Source organism: Aeromonas sp. FDAARGOS 1418 (genome assembly GCF_019048585.1).
GTDB lineage: Bacteria > Pseudomonadota > Gammaproteobacteria > Enterobacterales > Aeromonadaceae > Aeromonas > Aeromonas caviae.
In genome coordinates this window covers 3650299-3672925 of the sequence record NZ_CP077387.1, presented here as the reverse complement: position 1 = coordinate 3672925, position 22627 = coordinate 3650299, and the positions used below count along the sequence as shown (strand labels likewise).

21 protein-coding genes are annotated in these 22627 nt (G+C 61.5%); 19 read left to right on the top strand and 2 right to left on the bottom strand.

Features of this window, described 5'->3' with window-relative positions; genetic code table 11:
- The first annotated feature begins 42 nt into the window (after positions 1-42).
- From I6L48_RS17040 to I6L48_RS16955, 18 genes are all read left to right on the top strand, one after another.
- Positions 43-1188: a phage protease gene (locus I6L48_RS17040; RefSeq protein ID WP_216987526.1), complete on the top strand. Its 1146-nt coding sequence runs from the start codon at positions 43-45 to the stop codon at positions 1186-1188.
- A gap of 54 nt (positions 1189-1242) precedes the next feature.
- Positions 1243-2151, top strand: coding sequence for a Mu-like prophage major head subunit gpT family protein (locus tag I6L48_RS17035; RefSeq protein WP_216987525.1), 909 nt, complete (start codon positions 1243-1245; stop codon positions 2149-2151).
- Positions 2152-2354: 203 nt separating this feature from the next.
- Positions 2355-2729: a Rho termination factor N-terminal domain-containing protein gene (locus I6L48_RS17030; protein ID WP_254203222.1), complete on the top strand. Its 375-nt coding sequence runs from the start codon at positions 2355-2357 to the stop codon at positions 2727-2729.
- Position 2730: 1 nt separating this feature from the next.
- Positions 2731-3144, top strand: a complete 414-nt coding sequence (locus I6L48_RS17025) for a gp436 family protein (protein ID WP_216987523.1) — start codon at positions 2731-2733, stop codon at positions 3142-3144.
- Positions 3141-3578, top strand: coding sequence for a hypothetical protein (locus I6L48_RS17020; RefSeq protein ID WP_216987522.1), 438 nt, complete (start codon positions 3141-3143; stop codon positions 3576-3578). Before I6L48_RS17025 ends, I6L48_RS17020 begins: the two co-directional genes overlap by 4 nt.
- A complete protein-coding gene (locus tag I6L48_RS17015; RefSeq protein ID WP_216987521.1) occupies positions 3575-4324 on the top strand; it encodes a hypothetical protein in 750 nt (249 codons plus the stop codon). The genes I6L48_RS17020 and I6L48_RS17015 overlap by 4 nt, the downstream gene beginning before the upstream one ends.
- Before the next feature lie 190 nt (positions 4325-4514).
- Complete coding sequence (locus I6L48_RS17010; protein WP_216987520.1) at positions 4515-5996, top strand: hypothetical protein; 1482 nt, start codon at positions 4515-4517, stop codon at positions 5994-5996.
- Between the two features lie 109 nt (positions 5997-6105).
- Positions 6106-8943 carry a tape measure protein gene (locus I6L48_RS17005; RefSeq protein ID WP_216987519.1) on the top strand — a complete coding sequence of 946 codons (2838 nt, stop codon included), beginning with the start codon at positions 6106-6108 and terminating at the stop codon, positions 8941-8943.
- On the top strand, positions 8940-9308 hold the full coding sequence (locus I6L48_RS17000; protein ID WP_216987518.1) for a hypothetical protein: 369 nt from the start codon (positions 8940-8942) through the stop codon (positions 9306-9308). The genes I6L48_RS17005 and I6L48_RS17000 overlap by 4 nt, the downstream gene beginning before the upstream one ends.
- Positions 9305-12919, top strand: a complete 3615-nt coding sequence (locus I6L48_RS16995) for a curculin (mannose-binding) lectin protein (RefSeq protein WP_216987517.1) — start codon at positions 9305-9307, stop codon at positions 12917-12919. The genes I6L48_RS17000 and I6L48_RS16995 overlap by 4 nt, the downstream gene beginning before the upstream one ends.
- 115 nt (positions 12920-13034) lie before the next feature.
- Positions 13035-13685: a hypothetical protein gene (locus tag I6L48_RS16990; protein ID WP_216987516.1), complete on the top strand. Its 651-nt coding sequence runs from the start codon at positions 13035-13037 to the stop codon at positions 13683-13685.
- Positions 13637-14317, top strand: coding sequence for a hypothetical protein (locus I6L48_RS16985; RefSeq protein WP_216987515.1), 681 nt, complete (start codon positions 13637-13639; stop codon positions 14315-14317). The genes I6L48_RS16990 and I6L48_RS16985 overlap by 49 nt, the downstream gene beginning before the upstream one ends.
- Positions 14314-14724, top strand: coding sequence for a hypothetical protein (locus I6L48_RS16980; protein WP_216987514.1), 411 nt, complete (start codon positions 14314-14316; stop codon positions 14722-14724). Before I6L48_RS16985 ends, I6L48_RS16980 begins: the two co-directional genes overlap by 4 nt.
- A 9-nt stretch (positions 14725-14733) precedes the next feature.
- Complete coding sequence (locus I6L48_RS16975; protein ID WP_216987513.1) at positions 14734-15138, top strand: hypothetical protein; 405 nt, start codon at positions 14734-14736, stop codon at positions 15136-15138.
- Positions 15139-15161: 23 nt separating this feature from the next.
- Positions 15162-17111 carry a hypothetical protein gene (locus I6L48_RS16970; RefSeq protein ID WP_216987512.1) on the top strand — a complete coding sequence of 650 codons (1950 nt, stop codon included), beginning with the start codon at positions 15162-15164 and terminating at the stop codon, positions 17109-17111.
- Positions 17108-17332 carry a hypothetical protein gene (locus I6L48_RS16965; RefSeq protein WP_216987511.1) on the top strand — a complete coding sequence of 75 codons (225 nt, stop codon included), beginning with the start codon at positions 17108-17110 and terminating at the stop codon, positions 17330-17332. The genes I6L48_RS16970 and I6L48_RS16965 overlap by 4 nt, the downstream gene beginning before the upstream one ends.
- Positions 17333-17559: 227 nt before the next feature.
- A complete protein-coding gene (gene fabV / locus I6L48_RS16960) occupies positions 17560-18753 on the top strand; it encodes an enoyl-ACP reductase FabV (protein WP_041212832.1) in 1194 nt (397 codons plus the stop codon).
- Positions 18754-18915: 162 nt separating this feature from the next.
- Positions 18916-20391, top strand: coding sequence for a YfcC family protein (locus I6L48_RS16955; RefSeq protein ID WP_042883174.1), 1476 nt, complete (start codon positions 18916-18918; stop codon positions 20389-20391).
- Between the two features lie 65 nt (positions 20392-20456).
- On the opposite strand, the gene I6L48_RS16950 is transcribed toward I6L48_RS16955, so the two are convergent.
- On the bottom strand, positions 20457-21671 hold the full coding sequence (locus I6L48_RS16950) for a pyridoxal phosphate-dependent aminotransferase (RefSeq protein WP_005302243.1): 1215 nt from the start codon (positions 21669-21671) through the stop codon (positions 20457-20459).
- Between the two features lie 356 nt (positions 21672-22027).
- Between I6L48_RS16950 and I6L48_RS16945 the strand changes: the two genes are divergently transcribed.
- Positions 22028-22237: a DUF1653 domain-containing protein gene (locus I6L48_RS16945; RefSeq protein ID WP_010674028.1), complete on the top strand. Its 210-nt coding sequence runs from the start codon at positions 22028-22030 to the stop codon at positions 22235-22237.
- A 59-nt stretch (positions 22238-22296) separates the two neighbouring features.
- Here I6L48_RS16945 and I6L48_RS16940 read toward each other — a convergent pair whose 3' ends face one another.
- Positions 22297-22554, bottom strand: a complete 258-nt coding sequence (locus tag I6L48_RS16940) for a GrxA family glutaredoxin (RefSeq protein WP_010674029.1) — start codon at positions 22552-22554, stop codon at positions 22297-22299.
- Between the last annotated feature and the right edge of the window lie 73 nt (positions 22555-22627).

The following is a 22627-nucleotide window of genomic DNA, read 5'->3' as shown; positions in this document are numbered from 1 at the left end:
TGGCTCCAGTGATTTTTGCTGTGACCAGCTGGAGTGAGAGTGATGCCCCCATCTGCGATTGCCGTGGCCATCTTGAATGCCAGACCCACCACCCTGGGGCTGGCCGTGCTCGATGCGCAGCTTAACCAGCAGGATGACGGTTGGTATCAACTGCTGCCGGTCGGCCCGTTCAAGGCCAGGGATGGCCGCCCCTTCGATGTGCCTGGTGGCCACTGGCAGCTCGACAAGACCATCGCCACTACCCTGATCAACCGGGCCAAGGCGCTCGGCCAAGACATCCTCATCGACTACGACCACCAGACCCTCAATGTCGAAAAGACGGGCAAGGAAGCCCCGGCGGCCGGTTGGTACAACGGCGACGAAATCGAGTGGCGCGAGGGGGAGGGACTCTTTATCAAACCCCGCTGGACCGAGCGGGCCGCCGCCCTGGTCGCTGCCAAAGAGTATCGATTCCTCTCTGCCGTCTTCCCCTATGACGCCCAGGGCCGCCCCCTGGAGCTGCGCATGACCGCCATCACCAACGATCCCGGGGTGGTGGGTATGCAGGCGCTGGCGGCCTTGAGTGCCCAACTGATTCAACCCGGCCAGCCGGCCACCCTCACCAAGGAGAACTCCATGAATGAACTGCTGAAAAAGCTGCTGGCCAAGCTCGGCATCGAGCTGACCGGTGACCCGACCGACGAGCAACTGCAGAAGGCGCTCACCGAGCTCGACAGCCTGCAGGCCAGCGCCAAGAAGGCGCCGGAGCTGGAGGCCGCGCTCTCGGCCGAGAAGACCGCTCTGGCCGCCCTCAAGGCACAGACGACGTCAGTACAACAAGGAGGTCAGGTTGACCTGGCGCAATTCGTGCCGGTGGCGACCTATAACGCCCTGGTCACCCAGGTGGCGGCATTGACCGCCCTGGTGGACACCACCGATGCCGCGACCCTCATCAAGGAGGCCCGCACCGCAGGCAAGGTGGTGGCGGCCGAAGAGGAGTACCTGACCGCCTACGCCGCCCAGAAGGGGGTGGCCGCCCTCAAGGCCCTGCTGGAGCCGCGCCCGGCCATCGCCGCGCTCACGGCGAGCCAGACCGCCGCCGTCACCCTGCCGGAGAAGAAGGGCGAGGCCGTGCTCTCGGCCGAAGACAAGTACGCCGCCGACCAGCTCGGCATCAGCCACGAGGACTTTGCGAAGGCCAAGGCCTGAGCAAGCCCCGTTTCACGCGAAGGCAGTTCCGTTTAACCAGAGAAGGAATAGACCATGGCCATGATTACACCCGCGCTGCTGCAGTCCCTCTTCACCGGCTTCAAGAAGAACTTTGAAGACGCCAAGAGCGAGGCGCCGACCCAGTACACCAAGATCGCCACCGTGATCAAATCGACCACCAAGTCCAACACCTATGGCTGGCTCGGCAAGTTCCCGAGCTTGCGCAAGTGGGTCGGGGATCGGGTGATCGAGTCGATGAAGACCCACGGTTACCAGATCGTCAACGAAGACTTCGAAGCCACCGTGGCCGTCGATCGCAACGATATCGCGGACGATGAGCTGGGCATCTATGCCCCGCTGTTCGCCGAGATGGGGCGCTCGGCCGGGGTACATCCCGACGAGCTCTGTTTCGGCCTGCTGGGAGCCGGTTTCACCACACCCTGCTACGACGCCCAGTATTTCTTCGATACCGATCACCCGGTCTATCCCAAGGTCGATGGCACCGGCACCCCGGCGCTGGTGGCCAACCTGGTGGTGGATGGCGCCTATACCGGCGAGCCCTGGTTCCTGCTCGATACCAGCCGCGCCCTCAAGCCGATCATCTTCCAGGATCGCAAGTCCCCCGAGCTTATCGCCATGACCAAGGTTGACGACGAGGCGGTGTTCACCCGCAAGGAGTTCCGTTACGGGGTGGACTGTCGCGATGCCGCCGGCTTTGGCTTCTGGCAACTGGCGTTCGCCAACAAACGGGCCCTGACCCCCGACAACCTGTGGGATGCCTTCAGCCGGATGCGGGAGTTCCAGGCGGACGGTGGCCGCAAGCTCGGCATCAAGCCGACCTTGCTGGTGGTGCCGGCTTCCCTGGAAAAGCTGGCGACCCAGATGCTGGAGCGCGAGCTCTCCGAGAGCTCCAGCAACGAGCTCAAGGGCAAGCTGGAACTGGTGGTGGCGGACTACCTGTAAGCGCTGTTTAACGGCGGGGTTAAACGAGCGAGTGTGGGCGTTTAACCCCCGTTTAAACCGGATCCTGGATTGAACGAGACAGAGGGAAACATGAGATGGAACACGAGATGGAACAGGCTATTCGAGTTGGCATCACATCAACGGTTCGTCAGGTCTATTTTCGCGCGGGCCTGGCGATTGCACCTGGCAAGTCTGAGCTGGCTGTGTCGTCTGTGCAATGCGAGACCCTGGAGGCCGATCCGCGCCTGGTGGTCACCCGCCTGGGTCAAGACGTCGCCCCTGCGACGGCTGATGCACCGCAGACGGACGGGGATCTGGACGCAGCAGTGGGCGGCTTGATCGGCTCGGGCTATCTGGCGGGCGTCGCCACCCTGGATGGCAAGGTCACCCCGTTGGCCGAGATGAAGGTCGATGAGCTGCGCGAACTGGCCGTGGAGATGGCGATCCCGGGCGCCGCCAGCATGAAGAAGGCCGAGCTGGCGGCTGCCATTGCGGCGATTGAGGTGCAATACCCGGTCAAGGACGAGGCTGGCGTCACCACTGAGCCGCCTACCGACCCCATGGCCGAGGACGCCTGATATGTACGCCAGCGTCAACGACATGGTGACCCGCTTTGGCGAGGCGGAGCTGTTGCGCCTCGCCATGACCCCGGCCGGCGAGCTGGACAGTGCGGCCATCACCATCGCACTGCAGGACGCCGGCGCCCTGATCGACGGCTACCTGGCGGGACGCTACCCGCTGCCGCTGGCCCATGTCCCGAGCGCCCTGGTCCCCATCTGCGCCGACATTGCCCGCCACCGCCTCTATGGCGAGCAGGCGCCGGAGCAGATTGCCAAACGCAATGAGGCGGCCCTGGCCTTCCTCAAGTCGGTGGGCAAGGGGGAGCTGGCGCTGGGGCTGGCGGCCGACGGCGAGCAGGTGGAGAGCCTGAACCTGGCTCAGTTGCAGTCCGATGGCCGGGTCTTTGGCCGGGGAACTGGGGGCTTCCTATGAGTGCCCCCACGCCTGAACTCGACTACCTGGCTGCGGGGGAGCGGCTGCGCGAGCTGCTGCTGCCTTTGAAGACCCGGGGGCTCAAGGAGGTGTTTGTGGCCACCGACCTGGAGGCGGTGGCCAACCTGGGGCAGCACACCCCGGCCATCCATGTGATTTACCAGGGAGAGCGAGAGAGCGAGACCAGCCAAAGCGGGCGACAAAGCGCGTTCGATCAGGTTTGGCTGCTGGTGTTGGTGCATAGAGCCACCCCCAAGGAAGCCAGCGCCGGGGTGTGGCTGGGACGCATGTTGCAGGCCGTGGCCGGTCGGGCCTGCGGTGACAGTACCTTTCGGCGTGAAAGCGCACCGGTCAAGCCGAGTTACAAGGGTGGGGTGGTCTATCTGCCCCTTGCCTTCAAGACGACAGTGAAATTCAAGGGAGAACGGTCATGAGCGAAACACTGCACCTGGAAGGGGATCTCTATATCGAGACCTTCACCAACAACGTCTCAAACGGGGTGATCGGCCCGGTGGACGTCAACAGCCTGGAAGTCAAACCGGACAGCGAGAAGATCAGTATCCCGAGCAAGCGCAAGCACAAGCTGGGCCAGGCGCGGGAGAGCTACTTCGTGCCCAAGCCTGCTACGGTCAACATCAAGACCAGCGAGATCACGCCTGTGCTGCTGGCCGCCGCCTTTATGGGGCTGGAGAGCCCCATCAACCAGGGCGCGGGGACGCTGACCGAGGTGCCGGTGACCCTGTTGGCGCACCCCAAATGGGTGAGCCTGGGCAAGACCAACCTCGCGGCCACCGGCCTGGTGGTGAAGGAGGGGACCACCTCTTTGGTGCTCGGTACCGATTTTGAGATCAACTATGCCCTGGGGCTGCTTCGGGCCACCAAGGCGGGGGCGGTGGCAGACGGTGGGCCCGTGACCGTCAGTGCCAGCTATAACGCCATCACCGGCACCCGCATCGCCGGCAACGTGCAGCCGGAGGTGAAGGCGAAGCTGACCCTGGATGGGCGCAGTGTCATCAGTGGGGAATCCATCCTGCTGACGGTGCCCCGCGCCAGCCTGGCTCCCAAGAAGGCGGTGGACTTCCTGAGCGACAAGCCCATCGAGATCGAGCTGGAGGGGGAGCTGCTGGCCCTGGATGGCGAGGATGCGCCTTTCTATGTGGATCGGCCGGAGGCGGTGTGATTTATCGGGGGACGGGGATAAAGAGCGGCGGGGAGACCCGCCGTTCCTTATTGAGCGATGAATGAATTCTAGTTTTCTTTATCACTGAGAAAAGGCATACTGAATGCAATTATGTACATAATTGCAAGTAATTGATTCGTAATTAATTTTCACTAAATGGAATTATATCCAGCATGAGTGAATATGAGACATGAAAATGAATGATATATTTATTTTGGATTATAAGTCGATAAAAACATCAAAAGAAATTTTTGAAGACGTAACATCTGAGACAAAAATAATAATATTTAATTGCCATCTTTCAATTGATAAAATTGAAATCCCAAAACAAATATCTGACATTGGTTTCGTGTCATGTACTAATGACTCAGATTTGACAATATACTCAGAAAATGAAAGCACCGAGCTGAGATTCGAGTACGGGAATGAATTTAAAGGAGTCTCGGTCTCTGGGGTTTACAATAGAGTAATATTTAATTCGTCTCCTACTTTCGGGAGGGTACCTTACCCTGAAGGTTTTGAGCCTAGCAGGTTTGATGTTATATCTTTTTTGAAAGATACAAAATCTAATCGATTAGAGTTTTTTTCATTAATTTCAACCGCTATCAAATGTTTTGGTTTTGTAAATGAGCTGTTCATACATGGGGCCACAGTTCGTGATGATGTGAACATTATATCAAGTGCTCAAAGTACGGTTACAGTTAGGCAGTTAAATAGTAAGGCATTGCATTTCAGTGGTGATTACAAAGGAATAACATTGAGTTCAGAGTGTAATATAGGGTCGCTATACTTTGATGCACGCAGCAATAGTTTACGAAGTGTAAATATTGATTTGCAAAATTCAAAAATATATCAACAATTTCAAATAGCGGGTGCGACAGACAACAAAGTTACGCAGTTTTTTATTAAAAATGCAGGCTTTTCATCGATAAAAAGTTTGGTTTTTTATCAATCGCTCATGAGTTGCTTTGTGATTTCAAATTGTGACCTCACCAATACTGAGGTAAGTTTTATAAACACCAAGCTAGATGAATTATTAACTGAGGGTGTAAGCTGGCCATTCAATATCGAAGTTAGTCATGCTAATTATAGGAAAGATTCTTCTTTAGAAGCTGAACAAAAGCAATCAGTTTATAGACAGTTAAAAAGCCTTAGTCAAAAAAATAAAGATGTTGATAATTTCTATTTCTTTAGAAGGAAGGAGTATGATGTAACACTATCTATTTTAAGTAGTAAGCTAGCGCTTTTTTTAACATATTTTATTACAATCATCTTTGACTTGGTTGGATTAGGAAAAGAACGATCTTTGCCTGTAATAGAAAAAATGGGTCATGAAAATAAATCATCTGGATTTATTAGTGTGTTGTCTAGTTGGGTGGTTCTAAAAATATCATCTTTAGTATCTGTTCATGGAACAAGTTTGTTTAGACCTGTTGCTATTCTAGTTTGTGGGGTTCCATTACTATTGGTTTTATTTGGTTATTATCAATCGCTAGATCAATTGTTAGCTATGAGCGCATATGTGATTGATCCTACTCATAAATTAGAAGTCACTATTCTGGGTGAAAGAGTAATTATCAACCCAATCCATAGTCTGTTTTTTAAGATATTTTCATCATCCTTGTTGTTTAAGATTGTATTGGTGTTTCGTAAATACAGCTTACCAGTCTAGTTATATTTACATATATATTCTGCCAATATGAACAGTAACCTGTAATAAATACAGACGCTTTTTTCAATCTCTATCATGGGGCATGTCTGAATCTGATCGGAATGCCCTTATGTCCACCTCTTCCACCCTGAAACTCGCGCTAGAGCTGGCGGCCAAGGTCACCGGCCGCGAGGACCTGGCCGCGCTGGCGGGTGAGGTGGAGGAGCTGGGGCCCCTCTCGACCGAGACTGCCGCCGAGACCGAGCGCCTGGCGCAAACCTTGGAAGGATTGACCCAGCAGCGTGATCTGATCGCCCAGTTCGAGGCCAGCGGCCAGGCCCTGACCCAGCTCGAACTGGCCACCATACTGTCCCGGGACAAGTTGGCCGAACTGCGCCGCGAGCAGCAGGGGGCGGCAGGGAGCGCCCGCCAGCTCACCGAGCAGGAACGGTTGCTGGCCTCCGAGGTCAAGCAGCTGGAGCGCCAGCTGATTGCCCAGGCGGCCAGCCATAGTCGCCTGCATGCAGGTCTCTCCCAAGCCGGGCTCGATACCCGCAACCTCGCACAGGAGCAAGCCAGGCTGCAGCGGGAGCTGCGGGGCAGCGCGGCCCAGACCGAGCGGCTGGGGCGCTCCCTGGTGCAGGGAGCGCAAGGGGCTGGCGGCTTCCAGGGGACCATCGGCAGCCTGACCGGACGCCTGGTGGCCCTGGCCGGAACCTGGTTCGGCATCCAGACCCTCACCACCCAGCTGATGGCCATGTTCCAGACCGGCGATCAGGCCGAACGCCTTGGCGTCCAGCTCAAGGCGGTGATGGGGTCGATTGCCGGTGGCGAAGAGGCCTCCGCCTGGATCCTGGACTTCGCCAAGAACACCCCGCTGCAGCTCGACGAGGTGACCCAGGTCTTCGTTCGCCTCAAAGCCTTTGGCATCGACCCCATGAACGGCGCCATGCAGGGCATCGTCGATCAGGCCTACAAGCTCGGCGGCGGCTTCGAGGAGGTGCAGGGCATCTCCCTGGCGCTGGGCCAGGCCTGGGCCAAGCAGAAGCTGCAGGGGGAGGAGATCCTGCAACTGATCGAGCGCGGTGTGCCGGTGTGGCAACTGCTGGAGCAGGTCACCGGCAAGAATACCGCCGAACTGCAGAAGCTCTCGGAAGCGGGAAAACTCGGCCGGGACACCATCCAGGCGCTGATGAACGAGATCGCAGCCCAGTCGAGCGGGGCTGCCGCCAACAACATGAGCCTGCTCTCGGGGCTTATCTCCAATGCCCAGGATAACCTGGCCAAGTTCTACCGCATGGTGGCGGAGAACGGGGCGCTGACCTGGCTCAAGAACCAGCTGGCCCAGCTCAACGCCGAGTTTGACGCGATGGCCAAGGATGGCCGCCTGCAGGCGTGGGCTCAGCGCCTCTCCGATGGCATCGTCGGGCTTGGGGAATCCATCAAGGCCTTTATCCAGACCGTCTATGCCTGGCGCGATGCCCTGCTGGTGATGGCACAGGCCTGGTATGGCCTGAAAATCGCGGGCTGGATTGCCGATCTGCGCGGCCTCTACGGCCAGTTCATCGCCCTGCCGGCAGCGACGGCCACGGCGGCGGGTGGCATGACCACGGCAGGGACGGCGGCGGCCGCCGCCTCTATCGGGATGCAAGCCCTTGGGATGGCGATCAAGGGGTTACTGGCCGCCGTCACTGTCGAGTCGATATTCCAGATCATCCGTCTGGCCACCGCCCTCAAGGAGTGGATGCAGGCCGAGCTGGCGCTGCGAGAATCCCAGGCGCTGCGTGCGCAGACCCAGGCCCAGCTCAATGGCCAGCTGGCGGCGCTCTCGGCTCAGCTAGGGATCGCGATCACCAGCGTGGAAGACATGGACAGGGCCGTGGCCGAGGGCAAGGTCCATTACGACGAGGCCACCGGCAGCTGGCGACAAGGGGCCGCCGCCGTCCAGGCGCTCGGTACCGAGGCCAAGCAGACCCGCGACTACCTGGATGAAATCAATGCCGTGGCCAGGAAAACGGCGGCAGAGATCCCCGCCACCCTTGGCAAGGCAGCCGAGACCCTGGGTCTGGACTTCGAGCGGGCCAATGGCCGTATCGGTGAGAGCTTCAAGGAGACACTCAGCGCCCTGGATACCCTGGTGCAGCACAGTGGCTCCAGTTCGGCGGCCTGTGAGGAGTACCTGGCGGCCGCATTCAACCAGGCGAAGAACAAGGCCGAGATCAATGCGGTGATCGAGCGTATGCAGGCGATGACCAAGCAGGGCCAACTGACCGGGGACGGTATCACCCGCTCCATGTCTATCGCCGCTGCTGCCATGGACAAGGTGAAGGGGGGCAGCGGCGATGCCAAGACCGCCGTGGCGGCGATCGGCGATGGCTTCGACACGGCCGCCGCCAAGGCCAAGAGTGCCACCGATGCCATGCGCTCCGGCCTTCGCGGCGTACAGAAAGAGGCAGAGCAGACCGGTAATGCTGTGGCCTCTGCAGGTGGTGGGGGCGGTGCCGGTGGGGGCCGAGGGGACGTGACCCGCACCGTGGGCGCCGGCTCGTTCTTCTACAAGACCGTGGACATCAACAACTTGCGGGGCAATGCCGATGCCCTGGCCAACACCCTCGCAGGCGTGGAAGAGGAGCTGGCCCGCTACAGCCAGAAGGTCAGGGACATCCCTGCCTATAGCGAGTGGAGCAAGTGGTACGCAGAGAAGTTCCAGAAGGAGATGGAGGCCATGCGCACCAAGCTCCAGCAGGAACTGAGCAAAGCCCAGGCCAAGGAAGCAGAGAAGGCGCAGACCACCACCTTGGCCACCAGTCAAGCCGGGCCATCTTCCCAAACCTCGTTCAGCCAGGGGCAGCCCCAGCGGATCATCATCGAGCTGAGATCAGGCTCCGCCCGGGCCGAAGTTCAGGCCGATGAGGCCAATGCTGCCGCCCTTATCAACCTCCTTAAGCAGCAAGGATTGCGCTCATGAACGTCACCTTAAACGGGCTGTTCCTGCCCGATGATCTCGTTTGGCGCGACGAGTTCGATTGGTCGCCCGTCGAGCAGGTTGTCACGCCGACGCTCTCTGGCGCTCTCCTGGTTGAGGAAACGGCCACGCCGGAGGGACGCCCCATCACCCTGGTGGGCCATGCCCCCCGCGCCACGGTGCTCTTGCTTAAAGCGTTGGAGGCGCAGGTGGCCCAGCTGATGACCCTCACTTTTCTCGATGGGCAGCAGCGGGAGGTGGTCTGGCGGCGCCCTGGTGTCGTGGCCACCCCCGTGATCGAGATGGCTGACCCCGAGGCGGGTGAGCCCTATGCCTTGACTCTTAACTTCACCGAGGTGATCCGATGACCATTCATTCCGGCGACATCAAACTGATGGCCAGTCAGCGGTTGACTGACACCACGGACGGCGGCGGCCGCATCACCGGTCATGAGATCGTGAGCGGCGAGCACAATGGCCTGTTTCAGGACATCAGCGATCTCGACCGCACTTATGGGGTGGTCAGCATGCGCAAGGCCTTTTTGGCGGTGCAGACGGATGACACGGACACCTATCGGGGTGCCCATATCATCGTGCAGGTGCCCCCGGCTGACCCGAACGTGGGGCTATGCCTCATCAACACCCGGGATCATCACGACACCCGCGCCAATGCCCGAGACGTGCTGGAGCGCTATCTGGCCCGTGGTCCCAAGTGGCGCGGCTTCCTGTACGACACCCAGCTCGAAGGCCAGCGGGCGATCCGCTTCTTCCAGCGCGTCGAAGTGCGCCTGCCGGAAGTGGGGGAGACTCTGGTGCTGGTCGGCAACGAGGGCAAGGCGGGGGAGTTCGAGCAGTACGTGCGGGTGCTGGAAGTCACCCAGCAGCTGGCCAAGTTCCAGGTGCCCAACGTGCCCGAGTTCACGCGCAACGTGGTGACCTGCAAGCTGGCGGACCCGCTGCGTTACACCTTCGAGGGGGAGCAGCCGACCCCCTATGATGTGGTGACCAACGTCAAAACCGCCCTGCGGGAAACCGTGGTGGCCGATGCCGCCAACTACTTCGCCACCACCAAGCTGGCGGAGGCGGTGAACCTGGGCGCCATGCAGGTGCGGGCCAAGACGATCTTTACCCAGATCGTGCCTTCTGCCCGCACCGAGACCCCAGCAGTGGATCTTACAGCGGCTGGCGAAATGGCCAGCCTGGTGGATTCGGGCAAGGGCCTGGTCAGCTTCTCGACCGTGGTCAGCATTGCCCCCAGCCGGGGCCTGTTCCTCGGCACAGGCGTGAAACCCGGCACCCTGACCATCACCATCGGTGCAGCCGTCATCACCGACAAGGGGGGCGAGCTGGTTGTGGCCGGGTCCGTGGTGGGTGCCATCGACTATGGCCGGGGGCAGATGGAGTTCAACGCCCAGTGCCCGAACTACGGGGCCGCCAGCAAAACCATCAGCTTCTGGCCAGCGTCTCGCCCGTCCCGTATCGCTGACACGGCCAGGATCGACATCAAGGCCAACAACCGGGGCTATGCCTACACCATCACCCTGCTGCCGACCCCGGCACCGGGCACCCTGACGGTGTCGTACATGGCGCAAGGCAAATGGTACGACTTGAAAGACAACGGCCGTGGCGAGCTGTTCGGGGCGGATAGGTCCTACGGGTCCGGCGTCGTCAACCACGCCACCGGCTCGGTCATGCTGACCCTGGGGGCGCTGCCGGACGTGGACACGGCGATCCTGTTCAGCTGGGCCACCCCGGTCAACTACACCAACCGCAGCGGCCAGGCCATCAGCATCAGCAAGAGCGCCTGGCAGCTGCCCCACACCGGCATCACCCCCAAGAGCGTGATCCTGACCTGGGGCAGCGGCCAAACGGCCAACGATGCGGTGGGGGACGGGCGCCTGCGCGGCAACATCACCGGCACCATCAACTATGCCGAGGGGGTGATCATCCTCGATCACATCACCCTGCCGGCGCTGGGCCAGGAGTACATCGCCCAGTACCAGTACGGTGAGCCGGTGACCGAGCGCCACGTTGAACCGGGGCGCCTGAGTACCCCCGGCCAGGTGGGGCACCTCTCCATCACCCTGGACGGGGCAGGCGGCGGGGCCACCAACCTGACCCCCGGGTCGGTGCATGTCAAATTCAACGCGCTCTATCACAAGTTCGATGTGGATGATCAGGAGCTGGTGATCCAGACCCGCGACCCAGTGATCACCCTGCTGGATGACGGCCAGGGCAACCTCAAGGACGCCAGCGGCAACACCCTGGGGTCCATCAACTACGCTGCCGGCACTTTGCATTTCATGCCGGATGGCAGTGCCCCCTTGCCCAAGCCGACCTATGCCTGGGTGACCGTGGGCACCAAATGGGTAGGCAACAACCAGGTGGCGGTGCAGCGCTGGACCATGACCGGCATCGAGTACCACAACACGGCGTACACCTTCCCCGATGGCGAGGGGGGCTGGGTCGATGTGACCTACCGCAACAACAACAGCGCCCTGGCCCAGAATGCCACCCTGACCGCCCAGGCACTGCGCATCGACGTGACCCCCGGGTTTTCCGAGGCGATCCTGGAGGGCTCGATGCGTTTCACCCTGGGCGGGTCCACCTACGTGGACCGGCAGGGGCTGCTCTACCGGGACCCGGATCCGGCGACCGGCGCCGGCATCCAGGCGGGCACCATCGACTACAGCAACGGGCTGGCGGTGCTGGCCGACTGGGCGGCGGGGCAGGGGGCCCAGCCGTCGCTGCAGTCCCTGGCCACCTCGTTCAATGTCCAGTCGGTGGACATGGTGACCTTCCGCACCCCGGGCGCCCCCGTGGCCCCGGGCAGCCTCTACATCAGCGCCAACACCGCCACCGGCCGGCGCATCGAGGCGACGGCAGATGGGGACGGCTATTTCACCACCGCCGACATGGATGGCCGGGTGAACTACCAGACCGGCGTGGTGACGGCGCGCTTTGGCCGCAAGGTCACGGCCGCCGGCAACGAGGCCGAGCCCTGGTATGACGCCGAACTGGTGGGGGAGGACGGCAAGATCTGGCGGCCGCTCAGCGTGGTGGCCGACACCATCCGGTTCAACTGCGTGGTGTTCAGCTATCTGCCGCTCAATGCCGATCTCATCGGGCTGGATCCGGTGCGGCTGCCGTCAGACGGCCGGGTGCCTTTCATCCGCAAGGGCTACATCGTGGTGATCCACAGTACCCGCAAGGCGGCGTTCCCCATGGGGGTGTCGGCGGGGCAGCAGCTCAACACCGGTCGGGTGCGGCTGGCCTACGCCCATGTGGAGGACAAGGACGGCAAGCAGCTGGCCACGTCGCTCTACAGCGTCAACCTCGACAGCGGCGTGGTGACGCTGGCCAACCCGCTGAGCCTGACCGGCTACGCCGAACCCCTCTACGTGGTGCATCGCGTCGAGGACATGAGCCTGGTCACTGACGTGGAGATCTCGGGCCGCCTGCAGTTGGCCAGGCCCCTGTCCCACGACTACGAACCCGCCGACACCCTGGTGTCGAGCGCGCTCATCATCGGCGACTTGTGGGCGCGCTACACCAATTTGTTCGACCAGAAAACCTGGACCAACAAATGGCAGGACTACCGGGACGGCGACGAGTCCACGGCGCAGTACAACGACACCGACTACCCGATCCAGGTCACCAACCGCGCCACCCTGCAGGAGCGCTGGGCCATCATCTTCTCTTCCAGTACCAATTTTGTGCTGGTCGGCGAGCATGTGGGCCAGATTGCGGCGAGGGACGTGAACACCGACCTGGCCCCTATCAACCCCAACAACGGCCAGCCCTATTTCAGGCTGGACAGGCGGGGATGGGGGGCAGGCTGGGCGAATGGCAACGTGCTGCGCTTCACCACCCAGGCGGCGGCGTACCCGCTCTGGGTGATCCGCACCATCCTGCAGTCGGTGGCAGCGCAGGAGACCGATAAGTTCGAGCTGCAACTGCGCGGCAACGTCAACCGCTGACAGGTAGCAGTGCAGGAAAGTGACGGCGCCGAGGGCCTGCACCCATGTGACGCGCCAGCCACTTAACCGGGTGGGGCAGAGTGCCCCACCCTGAGCCACCTCACAGGAGACAACCATGGCCCATCCCGTCAAATGGTTTAGCGAGGCAATGGGGGGGGCCCCCTTGCTGTCAACCGATACCGGCAACGGCACGGCGGGCACCCTGATCTCGGTGCTGAAAGCCTGCCTGGTCACGGGGTTCAACATCAATCCCATCCAGTCCATCACCCTGAACGGCGGCCTGGCGGTCGCCACCTTCGCCCTGGCCCACGGCTTCCTGCCAGACAGCATCGTGGCGATAGAGGGCGTCAACCTGAACTGGAACGGCGAGTATCGCGTGCTCTCGGTGACCACCACCACGGTGACCTTTGCCCCTGTCGGCACCCCGTCTGCGGTGGGGGCCGGCGGCACCATGAAGGTGGCTCCGGCAGGCTGGGAGCTGGAGTTTGTCGATGGCACCAACACGGTGGCGGTGTTCAAGCGTATCGCATCCGACGCCACTGCCCTGCGGCTGCGCATCGACAATTCGGCGTTTTCCGGCTGGAACGGCACAGCGACTTATCGCTACTACTACGCCAAGGCGCAGATGGTGGAGAACGTCACCGATGTGAACACCTACACCCTGGTGAAGGAGTTCGCCTGGCCCGCCTCCCATGCCTATGCCACCGGCGAGCAGCAGTGGGATTTGGTGGCCGACGACAAGCTGTTTTACTTCCTGCCGCGCTGATGTTTGGTGACATCAACAGCATTCGCCCGAACGACAACTATCACTGCGTGTTGACCGGGATCCTGACCCCAGCTCAATCGACTGCCTATGCTTGGGGGATTAGGCTGGCATCAACCACCGGCTACCCAATTTTTAACGATGTGTTGCAATTTGGGTCCTTGGTAGGGGCAGTAGGGGCGTCTAGCAATATCGCCTTCATCAACCGGCGAAGTCTCTTTGCGATTGCCAGGATGCACCATCAGTTGCCAGGCTCGGACAACTGCCTGCTGCTCGGCATCGGCTACACCTTCGGTTGCCCCTATCAGGCGGGGGTGGGCTACCCCAATGCCACGGATAGCGGGGTCTACTTCAACGACGGAAAGATCCCCATCGTGGAGCAAACCGCGCAGTCCATCCGGGGGTTCCTGCCGGGGGTGCTGTCGCCACTGCAAAACGACCTGCGGCTGTGGCGTTACAATATTGCCCACGATCCGGCGAAACCTGGATCGTTGTTACGCATTCTCAAAGCTGCCGGCGCCATGGATCTGTCGGCAACGGCTGGATCTACGGAATCGGGTAGTGGAACTTCCTATACCGAATACCGTAATACCGAACGGCTGATCGGCTTTGACATTACGGGGCCATGGCGATGAACACCGTGCTGCCTGATAGCGCCGTGGGCAGGGTACTGACCGTCACGGCCACCTATATCAACCCGGAGGGGCGGGCGGTCTCCTCGCCCCCCGCCGTGGACTGGAAAACCCGCCTCGACATTGGTCGCTGTCGTACCACCCTTCGCCATGCCGAGTCGCCCCTCTTGCTCGGCTATATCGCCAGCAAGGTGACGATCAACGGCGAGGGGGTGGCGGGCGGGCGGGTGGTGCTGCTGGGGCGCGATCTGGCCATCCAGGGCATCACGTTCAGTGATGAGCAGGGAAACTACCGATTCGATCACCTGTTGTTGACCAACCGCTATCTGGTCATGGCACAGGATACGTTCGAGTTTTACTACGCCCCCGTGGCGGCCGACCTGCTCACCCCCACCCCGTATTTCAAGTAAGGAGCGGCCATGTTTACCTTTGCAGATCCCTTGCGCACCAGCCGCGCCCAGCTACTGGCCGCCGCCATCGACGAGGGCAGCGCGGGTCCCGCGACCCTCAAGATCTATGCCGGCACTCGCCCGGCCCCGGGGGTCCCCATCACCGACCAGGTGCTGCTGGTGACGCTGCAGTTCCCCCACCCCTGCGCCCAGAGCGTGTCGGGTGGGGTGCTGGCACTCAAGCCCCTGGCCGAGCAGCTGGTCACCGCCAGCGGGGTCCACTCCTGGGGGCGGATAGCCAACCGGGACGGCGATTTTGTGGCGGATCTCGACGTGGGTCCACCCGACAGCAGCGCCGACATCGAGATCCCCGCCAGTGAGCTGTTCACCGGCGCCCTGGTGCGCATCAATACCGCCACCTTCACCGAACCCTAAGCCAAGCCCGAGGGGAGCGACCCATGGCCAGACCCACAGACGGCAATCTGGAGCTAAGCAAAGTTCGCAAGGGCGGCGGCCACCTCGAACTGAATGCGGCCTATGTCACGAGCTGGCTGGCGGTGCTGCGGGGGGCCAGCCTGCCGCCCTCGCTCGCCTGCTCCCCTGGCCTGATATTGCCCGCCACGCTGCAGGGGCAGAGTGCCGCGCCGGTACCTGGCATTTCGGCCGGGCTGGTTCACCCCGGCCACCTGACCGCCGAACCGGCGGCGCCGGTGACCACCGTCAGCGCCACCGTGGTCATCGAGGCCACCCTGGCCAGCACCGTCCAGGCGGTGCTGCACGACTTCGAAGCTGGCCATGACATCAACGTGTTCAGGGGGCCTAGCCACACCAACGCGGGGGATTGGGACAGGGCCGCCCTGGTGACCACGGCGGTGGCCGACGACTGGCAACGACCTGCCATGACCCCCGCGACCTGTCAGGCCGACTGGCAGGAGGCCAGCCCGCTGATGGCGGTGGTGGTGGATCTCAGCGACCAGATGCCCCGCCACGATGAGCCGGTGCGGGGGCTGTTTGACGAGGCCCTGCCGCTGGGCACGAGCCATGGCCAGGGGTTCGACAGCCTGCCGCCTGGTCATGTCGTCACCCGTTCGCTCTGGGTCGAGGGGGCCCCGGTGGGGCGCTGGCAGGTGAGTGGGTTTCGCAACCCCCCGCGCCAGGACAAGGTATGGCAGCCAGGCAGCTGGCAGGAGGCCACCCCGCTCGGCGTCACCCTGCGCGATCAGCGCTGGCAGCCCGGCCTGCCGTTGCACAAGGGCTGGCTGGACAGGTGGGAGGAGGCGATGCAGCCCCCTTGGGGTCTCTCTCTCCCCCCCAAGCCACCTATTCCCCCCGAGCCAGGCCACCGCAGTGGGCTACTGGCATTCAGCCGACCCAGGGGGGATGCCTCCCTGGAGTTTGTCTGGTTTGGGCAGGCCCACATCGTTATTCCAACCCGGAGGGTTTACCTGGTGAGCAACGCAGCACAGATAGTGCGAGTCAGGGACGGGCTCGACATTCCCGCCACCTCGCTGAGCATCGAACTCGATACCGACTCCTGGGCCTGGCAGTTCACGGCCCAGATCCCGCGCATCGCGGCGGCCGAAATGACTGACGAGGAGGAGGTAAGCATCCATGTCAACGGCCAGCAGTGGGATTGCGTGTGCGATGGCTGGCAGTCGAGCCAGAGCTTTGCCCGCGAGTCGGCGACCCTGACTGGGCGCTCTCGCACGGCCTATTTGTCACCGACTCATGTCTTACCCCAGGCAGTGAGCGAGATCGGGGCGGCGACCATGGCCCAGCTCGCAGAGGCGCTGCTGCCGTTCGGGTGGACCCTGGACTGGCAGGCGCCGGATTGGCTGGTACCTGGCGGCTTCTTCAGCCTCGACAGCCAGACTCCCATCGAGGCGATCAAGTACCTGGCCGAGGCGGCGGGTGGGTTCGTGCTGCCGCACCAGCGCGAGCGGCACCTGGTCATCAAGCCGCGCTATCCGACCATACCCTGGCAGCTCGACGGGGCGCTGGCAGACGTGGCCATCCCCCGCGCCATCATCACGACGCTGGGCAGCGACTTCCAGCCGGGGCAGGCGGCGAACGGCATCTATGTGAGCGGTGGCCATCAGGGCATCAATGCCCGGGTGTTGCGCCAAGGCACGGCAGGGGATCGGCAGGCTCCGGCCATCACCCACCCGCTGGTGTGCGATGTGGTGGCAGCTCGCGCCCAGGGTGTGGTGGGGCTGGCCAAGACCATGCCGAGGCGCACCCAGACCATCGAACTGCCGCTCTCGAGCGACACCGGACTCATCCTGCCCGGGGCGCTGATCGCGGTTGATGGCTGGAAGGGCTTTAACCGAGGGGTCAGGGTCGCGGCTGGAATGCAGGGCCGAGCCATGACGGTGCGCCAGCAACTGAGTGTGGAGCGATTTGTATGAACCTGTTCAAGCGGTTCCAGGAGCTGATCCCCGGTGCCGACCCGTTGCTGGTCGGTACCGTCACCGCAACGACGGGCACCAGCACCACGCTGGAGACCCCAGGCGGGGGCGTGGTGATCGTGCGAGGGGGAGGGGTGGCCATCGGCCAGAAGGCGTTCTATCAGAGTGGTGCTATCATAGGGCCCGCCCCTGATTTACCCACCTATGAAGTCGAGGTTTAAACCCCTGTTAAGCGTCTTTCAAACTTGGTGGCTTCTGATTCACCGAGTTTGATAAATGCGGCCGAGCTCTGTTTATCGTTTTACCCAGAAGTGTTTTTCATTTTTCGCGGCGGGCTACAGGATCCCTGCCTGTTTCCCCGCAGTTCAACACATCAGAGCACCATAACGGGCCGCAATGAGGTATCTTATGCCCCGATTTCATCCATCAAACGGATAAGAGACAACACATGATCATCAAACCCAAGGTTCGCGGCTTTATCTGCACCACCACCCACCCGGTCGGTTGTGAAGCCAATGTTCGTCGCCAGATCGCTTACACCCAAGCCAAGGGCGCCATCGAGAATGGCCCCAAGAAGGTGCTGGTGATCGGCGCTTCCACCGGCTATGGTCTGGCCTCTCGCATTGCCGCAGCCTTCGGCAGCGGAGCTGCCACCATCGGTGTCTTCTTCGAAAAGCCGAGCTCCGAGACCAAGACGGGCTCCGCCGGCTGGTACAACTCCGCCGCCTTCGACAAGGCCGCCAAAGAGGCCGGCCTCTACGCCAAGAGCATCAATGGCGATGCCTTCTCCCACGAGTGCCGTGCCAAGGTGATCGAGCTCATCAAGCAGGATCTGGGTCAAATCGATCTGGTGGTCTACTCCCTGGCCTCTCCGGTGCGCAAGCTGCCGGACACCGGCGAAGTGGTGCGCTCAGCCCTCAAACCCATCGGCGAGGTCTACACCTCCACCGCCATCGACACCAACAAGGATCAGATCATCACCGCCACCGTCGAGCCGGCGAATGAGGAAGAGATCCAGAGCACCATCACCGTCATGGGCGGCCAGGACTGGGAACTGTGGATGGCGGCTCTGCGCGATGCGGGTGTGCTGGCTGACGGCGCCAAGTCCGTGGCCTACTCCTACATCGGTACCGACCTGACCTGGCCCATCTACTGGCATGGTACCCTGGGCCGAGCCAAGGAAGATCTGGACCGCGCCGCCACCGCCATCCGTGGCGATCTGGCTGCCAAGGGGGGGACCGCCCACGTGGCCGTGCTCAAATCCGTTGTGACCCAGGCCTCCTCTGCCATTCCCGTGATGCCGCTCTACATCTCCATGGCCTTCAAGATCATGAAGGAGAAGGGCATCCACGAGGGTTGCATGGAGCAGGTGGACCGCATGATGCGCACCCGCCTGTACGGCGCCGACATGGCGCTGGACGAGCAGGCACGCATCCGCATGGATGACTGGGAACTGCGTGAAGACGTGCAGCAGACCTGCCGTGATCTCTGGCCCTCCATCACCACCGAGAACCTCAGTGAACTGACCGACTACACCGGCTACAAGCAGGAGTTCCTGCGCCTGTTCGGTTTCGGTCTGGACGAGGTGGACTACGATGCGGACGTGAATCCGGACGTGCAATTCGACGTGGTCGAGCTGTAAGTCGGTCACCAGCACAGACAGGGCCCTGCGGGGCCCTGTTTTTTTGCAGCAGACTCAACCTGTTGCCTCAGGTTTATTATCCGCGATCACCTTTTTCCCCGAACAAACCCGCTAGGCTTGCGCTGTCCGGATCACAGACGGCACCGCCGAGGTACGAAAGTCATGACCACATCCCATGAGGCGCCCAAGAAGCGCCAGCTCCCCACGGTTTATACCCTGCTTTTTATCATCATCGCCCTGATGGCGGCCCTCACCTGGGTGCTGCCGGCGGGCAAATACAACTATGTGACGGCCAAGACCCAGCAGCCGGTGGCGGCAGCGGCCGTGGCCGACTACAGCGGTGACGAGCGACTGCTGCCGGTACCCGGCAGTTACACCGAGCTCCCTTCCCAACCCCAGGGGGTATTCGATGTGCTCAAGGCGCCCATCCAGGGCTTTCACAAGGCGGCGGACGTGGCACTGTTCGTGCTCATCATCGGCGGCTTTCTGGCGGTGACCATGCAGAGCGGTGCGCTGGATGCCGGGGTCGGGGCCATAGTGCGTACCTTCGCCGGGCGCGAGCGGCTGCTCATCCCGGTGCTGATCGCCCTGTTCGCCCTGGGTGGCTCCACCTTCGGCATGGCGGAGGAGACGGTGGCCTTCTGGGCACTCATCGTGCCGGTGATGATGGCGGCGGGCTTCGATCGCATGGTGGCGGCGGGGATCATCCTGCTCGGCTCCGGGGTCGGGGTGCTCGCCTCCACCGTCAATCCGTTTGCCACCGGCATCGCCTCCGGTTTCGCGGGTATCCCCATCGGTGAGGGGATAGGGCTACGGGTCATCCAGTGGCTGCTGCTGGTGATCTTCGCCTCCTGGTTCGTGATGCGCTACGCCAGGCAGGTGCAGCAGGACAAGTCCCGCTCCGTGCTGGCCGACATCGTTTATGACGACGAGTTCTCCCAGATGAAGAGCAGCAACCTCGCCTTCAGCGGCAAGCAGAAGCTCACCATGCTGGTCTTCTTCGGCACCTTCCTGCTGATGATCTATGCGGTGGTGCCCTGGTCCGATCTGGGCATCGATCTGCTGCCCACCCTGGGCTGGTGGTTCGACGAGCTCTCCACCCTCTTCTTCAGCGCCTCCATCCTGATTGCCCTCATCAACCGGATGCCGGAGTCCAACTACGTGGCGACCTTCCTGAACGGGGCGCGGGATCTCATCGGGGTGGCCCTGGTGGTGGCGGTGGCGCGCGGCATCTATGTGGTGATGGAGCACGGCGTCATCATCGACACCATACTGCACTGGGCCGAGGGGCTGGTGAGCGGGCTGTCGTCGTCGGTCTTCATCCTGATGGCCTATCTGGTGCACATCATCCTGAGCTTCTTCATTCCCTCCACCTCGGGGCTCGCGACCGTCTCCATGCCGCTGATGGGACCGCTGGCGGACTTCTCCGGCATCTCCCGGGATCTGGTGATCACCGCCTATCAGTCCGCCTCCGGCTGGATCAACCTGTTTGCCCCCACCGCCGCCCACCTGGTGGCGGGGCTGGCGCTCGCCAGGATCCCCTACGATCGCTTCGTGCGCTGGGTGCTGCCCTTCATCATCGGGGTGGGGCTCATCACCATGGCGGTGCTGGTGGCCGGGGCCCTGCTCCACGACTGATGGCGCGGATAGAAAACGACAGACAACAAAAAGGCTCCCGCGGGAGCCTTTTTCATGAGCCTTGCTTACTGCTTGTAGCCCTTGAGGAAGCGGGCGAGGCGACCGATAGCCTCTTCCAGCTCCTCTTCCCGGGGCAGGAACACCAGCCGGAAGTGATCCGGCGCCGGCCAGTTGAAGCCGGTGCCCTGCACCAGCAAGAGCTTCTCCTGCTGCAGCAGGTCGAACACCATCTTCTGGTCATCGCGGATGTCGTACACCTTGGGGTCGAGGCGCGGGAACATGTAGAGCGCCCCCTTGGGCTTGACGCAGGAGACACCGGGGATCTCGTTCAAAAGCTCCCAGGCTTTGTCCCGCTGGCGACGCAGGCGGCCCCCCGGCAGGATCAGCTCGTTGATGCTCTGGTAGCCCCCAAGGGCGGTCTGGATGGCGTGCTGCATGGGCACGTTGGCACACAGCCGCATGGAGGCCAGCATCTCCAGCCCCTCGATATAGCCCTTGGCACGACCCTTGGGACCGGTGATGACCATCCAGCCCTGGCGGAAGCCACAGGCGCGGTAGGCCTTGGAGAGGCCGTTGAAGGTCACCACCATCACATCGTCGCACAGGGTGCAGACGCTGGTGTGGGAGATATCGTCGTAGAGGATCTTGTCGTAAATTTCGTCGGCGAAGATGATGAGGTTGTGCTGACGGGCGATCTCGATCACTTCAAGCAAAAATTCGCTGCCGTAGACGGCGCCGGTCGGGTTGTTGGGGTTGATCAGCACCAGGCCGCGGGTACGCGGGGTGATGCGGGCGCGGATGTCGTCGAGATCCGGGTACCAGTCAGCCCCTTCGTCACAGCGGTAGTGCACCGCATGGCCGCCGGAGAGGGTGACGGCCGCAGTCCAGAGCGGGTAGTCGGGGGAGGGCACCAGCATCTCGTCGCCATTGTTGAGCAGCGCCTGCATCGCCATCACGATGAGCTCGCTCGCACCGTTGCCGATGTAGATGTCGTCGATGTCGACCTTGCGCATCCCTTTTTGCTGGTAGTACTGCATCACCGCCTTGCGGGCGGAGAAGAGCCCCTTGGAGTCGCAGTAGCCCTGGCTCTGGGGCATGTTGAGGATCACATCCTTGATGATCTCCTCCGGTGCTTCGAAGCCAAACGGGGCCGGATTGCCGATGTTGAGCTTGATGATGCGGTGACCTTCGTCTTCGAGACGGCGAGCTTCTTTGTGCACCGGGCCGCGGATGTCATAGCAGACATCGTCGAGCTTGTGCGACTTGTCGATAGTGAACATGGTGAGCGTGATTCCTTCCCCGTGGGGCGCGTTGGCAGAAAAGCTGTTTTTAGTATCAAATTTCTCTGCCCCTATTCTTCACAGAATTGAATGCTAGAACAATCTAATTTATGGAATAAATCCCTGATATTTACCCCTGAAACAGGGTTGTTGAAATGTTAAATTCAGCATGATCGTTTGCCTCTCTTTGGTAGATTAGTGAAAGATGAGGGGCAGATTCATAAAGCAACATGAGTGTATTGAAATATCTCCCCCATCTGGCACGATTGGCTGGGGTAAAAAAGGCCCCGACCCGTCGGTCTGCCAGGGGAGCACGCAGGCACGGGGGCTCATCTTCCCGCTCTCGAGGTTCACTCATGCAGGCACCCGCCACCGGTCGCTACCGCCATTTCAAGGGGGGCTATTACCAGGTTCTGGCCCTGGCCTTGCACACCGAAACCCAGGAGCAGCTGGTGATCTATCAATCCGAACAGGATGGTCAGGTCTATGCCCGCCCCGTCGCCATGTTCATGGAGTGGATTGAACATCAGGGACAGGTGGTGAGCCGCTTCACGCCGGTGGCCTGAGGCAGGCTTGGCGACATGAAAAAAGGCGCCAGAGGCGCCTTTTTTCATGGTGTCGGGGCTTACAGACCCAGATTGGCTCTGGCATAGGCCTCAAAATCGGTGCAGCCGCCGATGTGCTGCTCATCCAGGAAGATCTGCGGCACAGTGGTGACCGGCTTGCCCGCCTTGGCGGCGAGATCGTCCTTGGTCAGCCCGGCCACGTTGATATCCACGTAGCGGAACTCGAAGTCATCGCGCTCCTCGGTCAGTTGCTCGGCAATCTGCTTGGCACGCACGCAATACGGGCAACCGGGACGACCAAAAATCTCTACAAACATCTTTTCTCTCCATTAAACAAGCCGTTGAAGAAGGCCATTGAGACGAGGCTGGGCACAGCATAGCCGTGGCGCC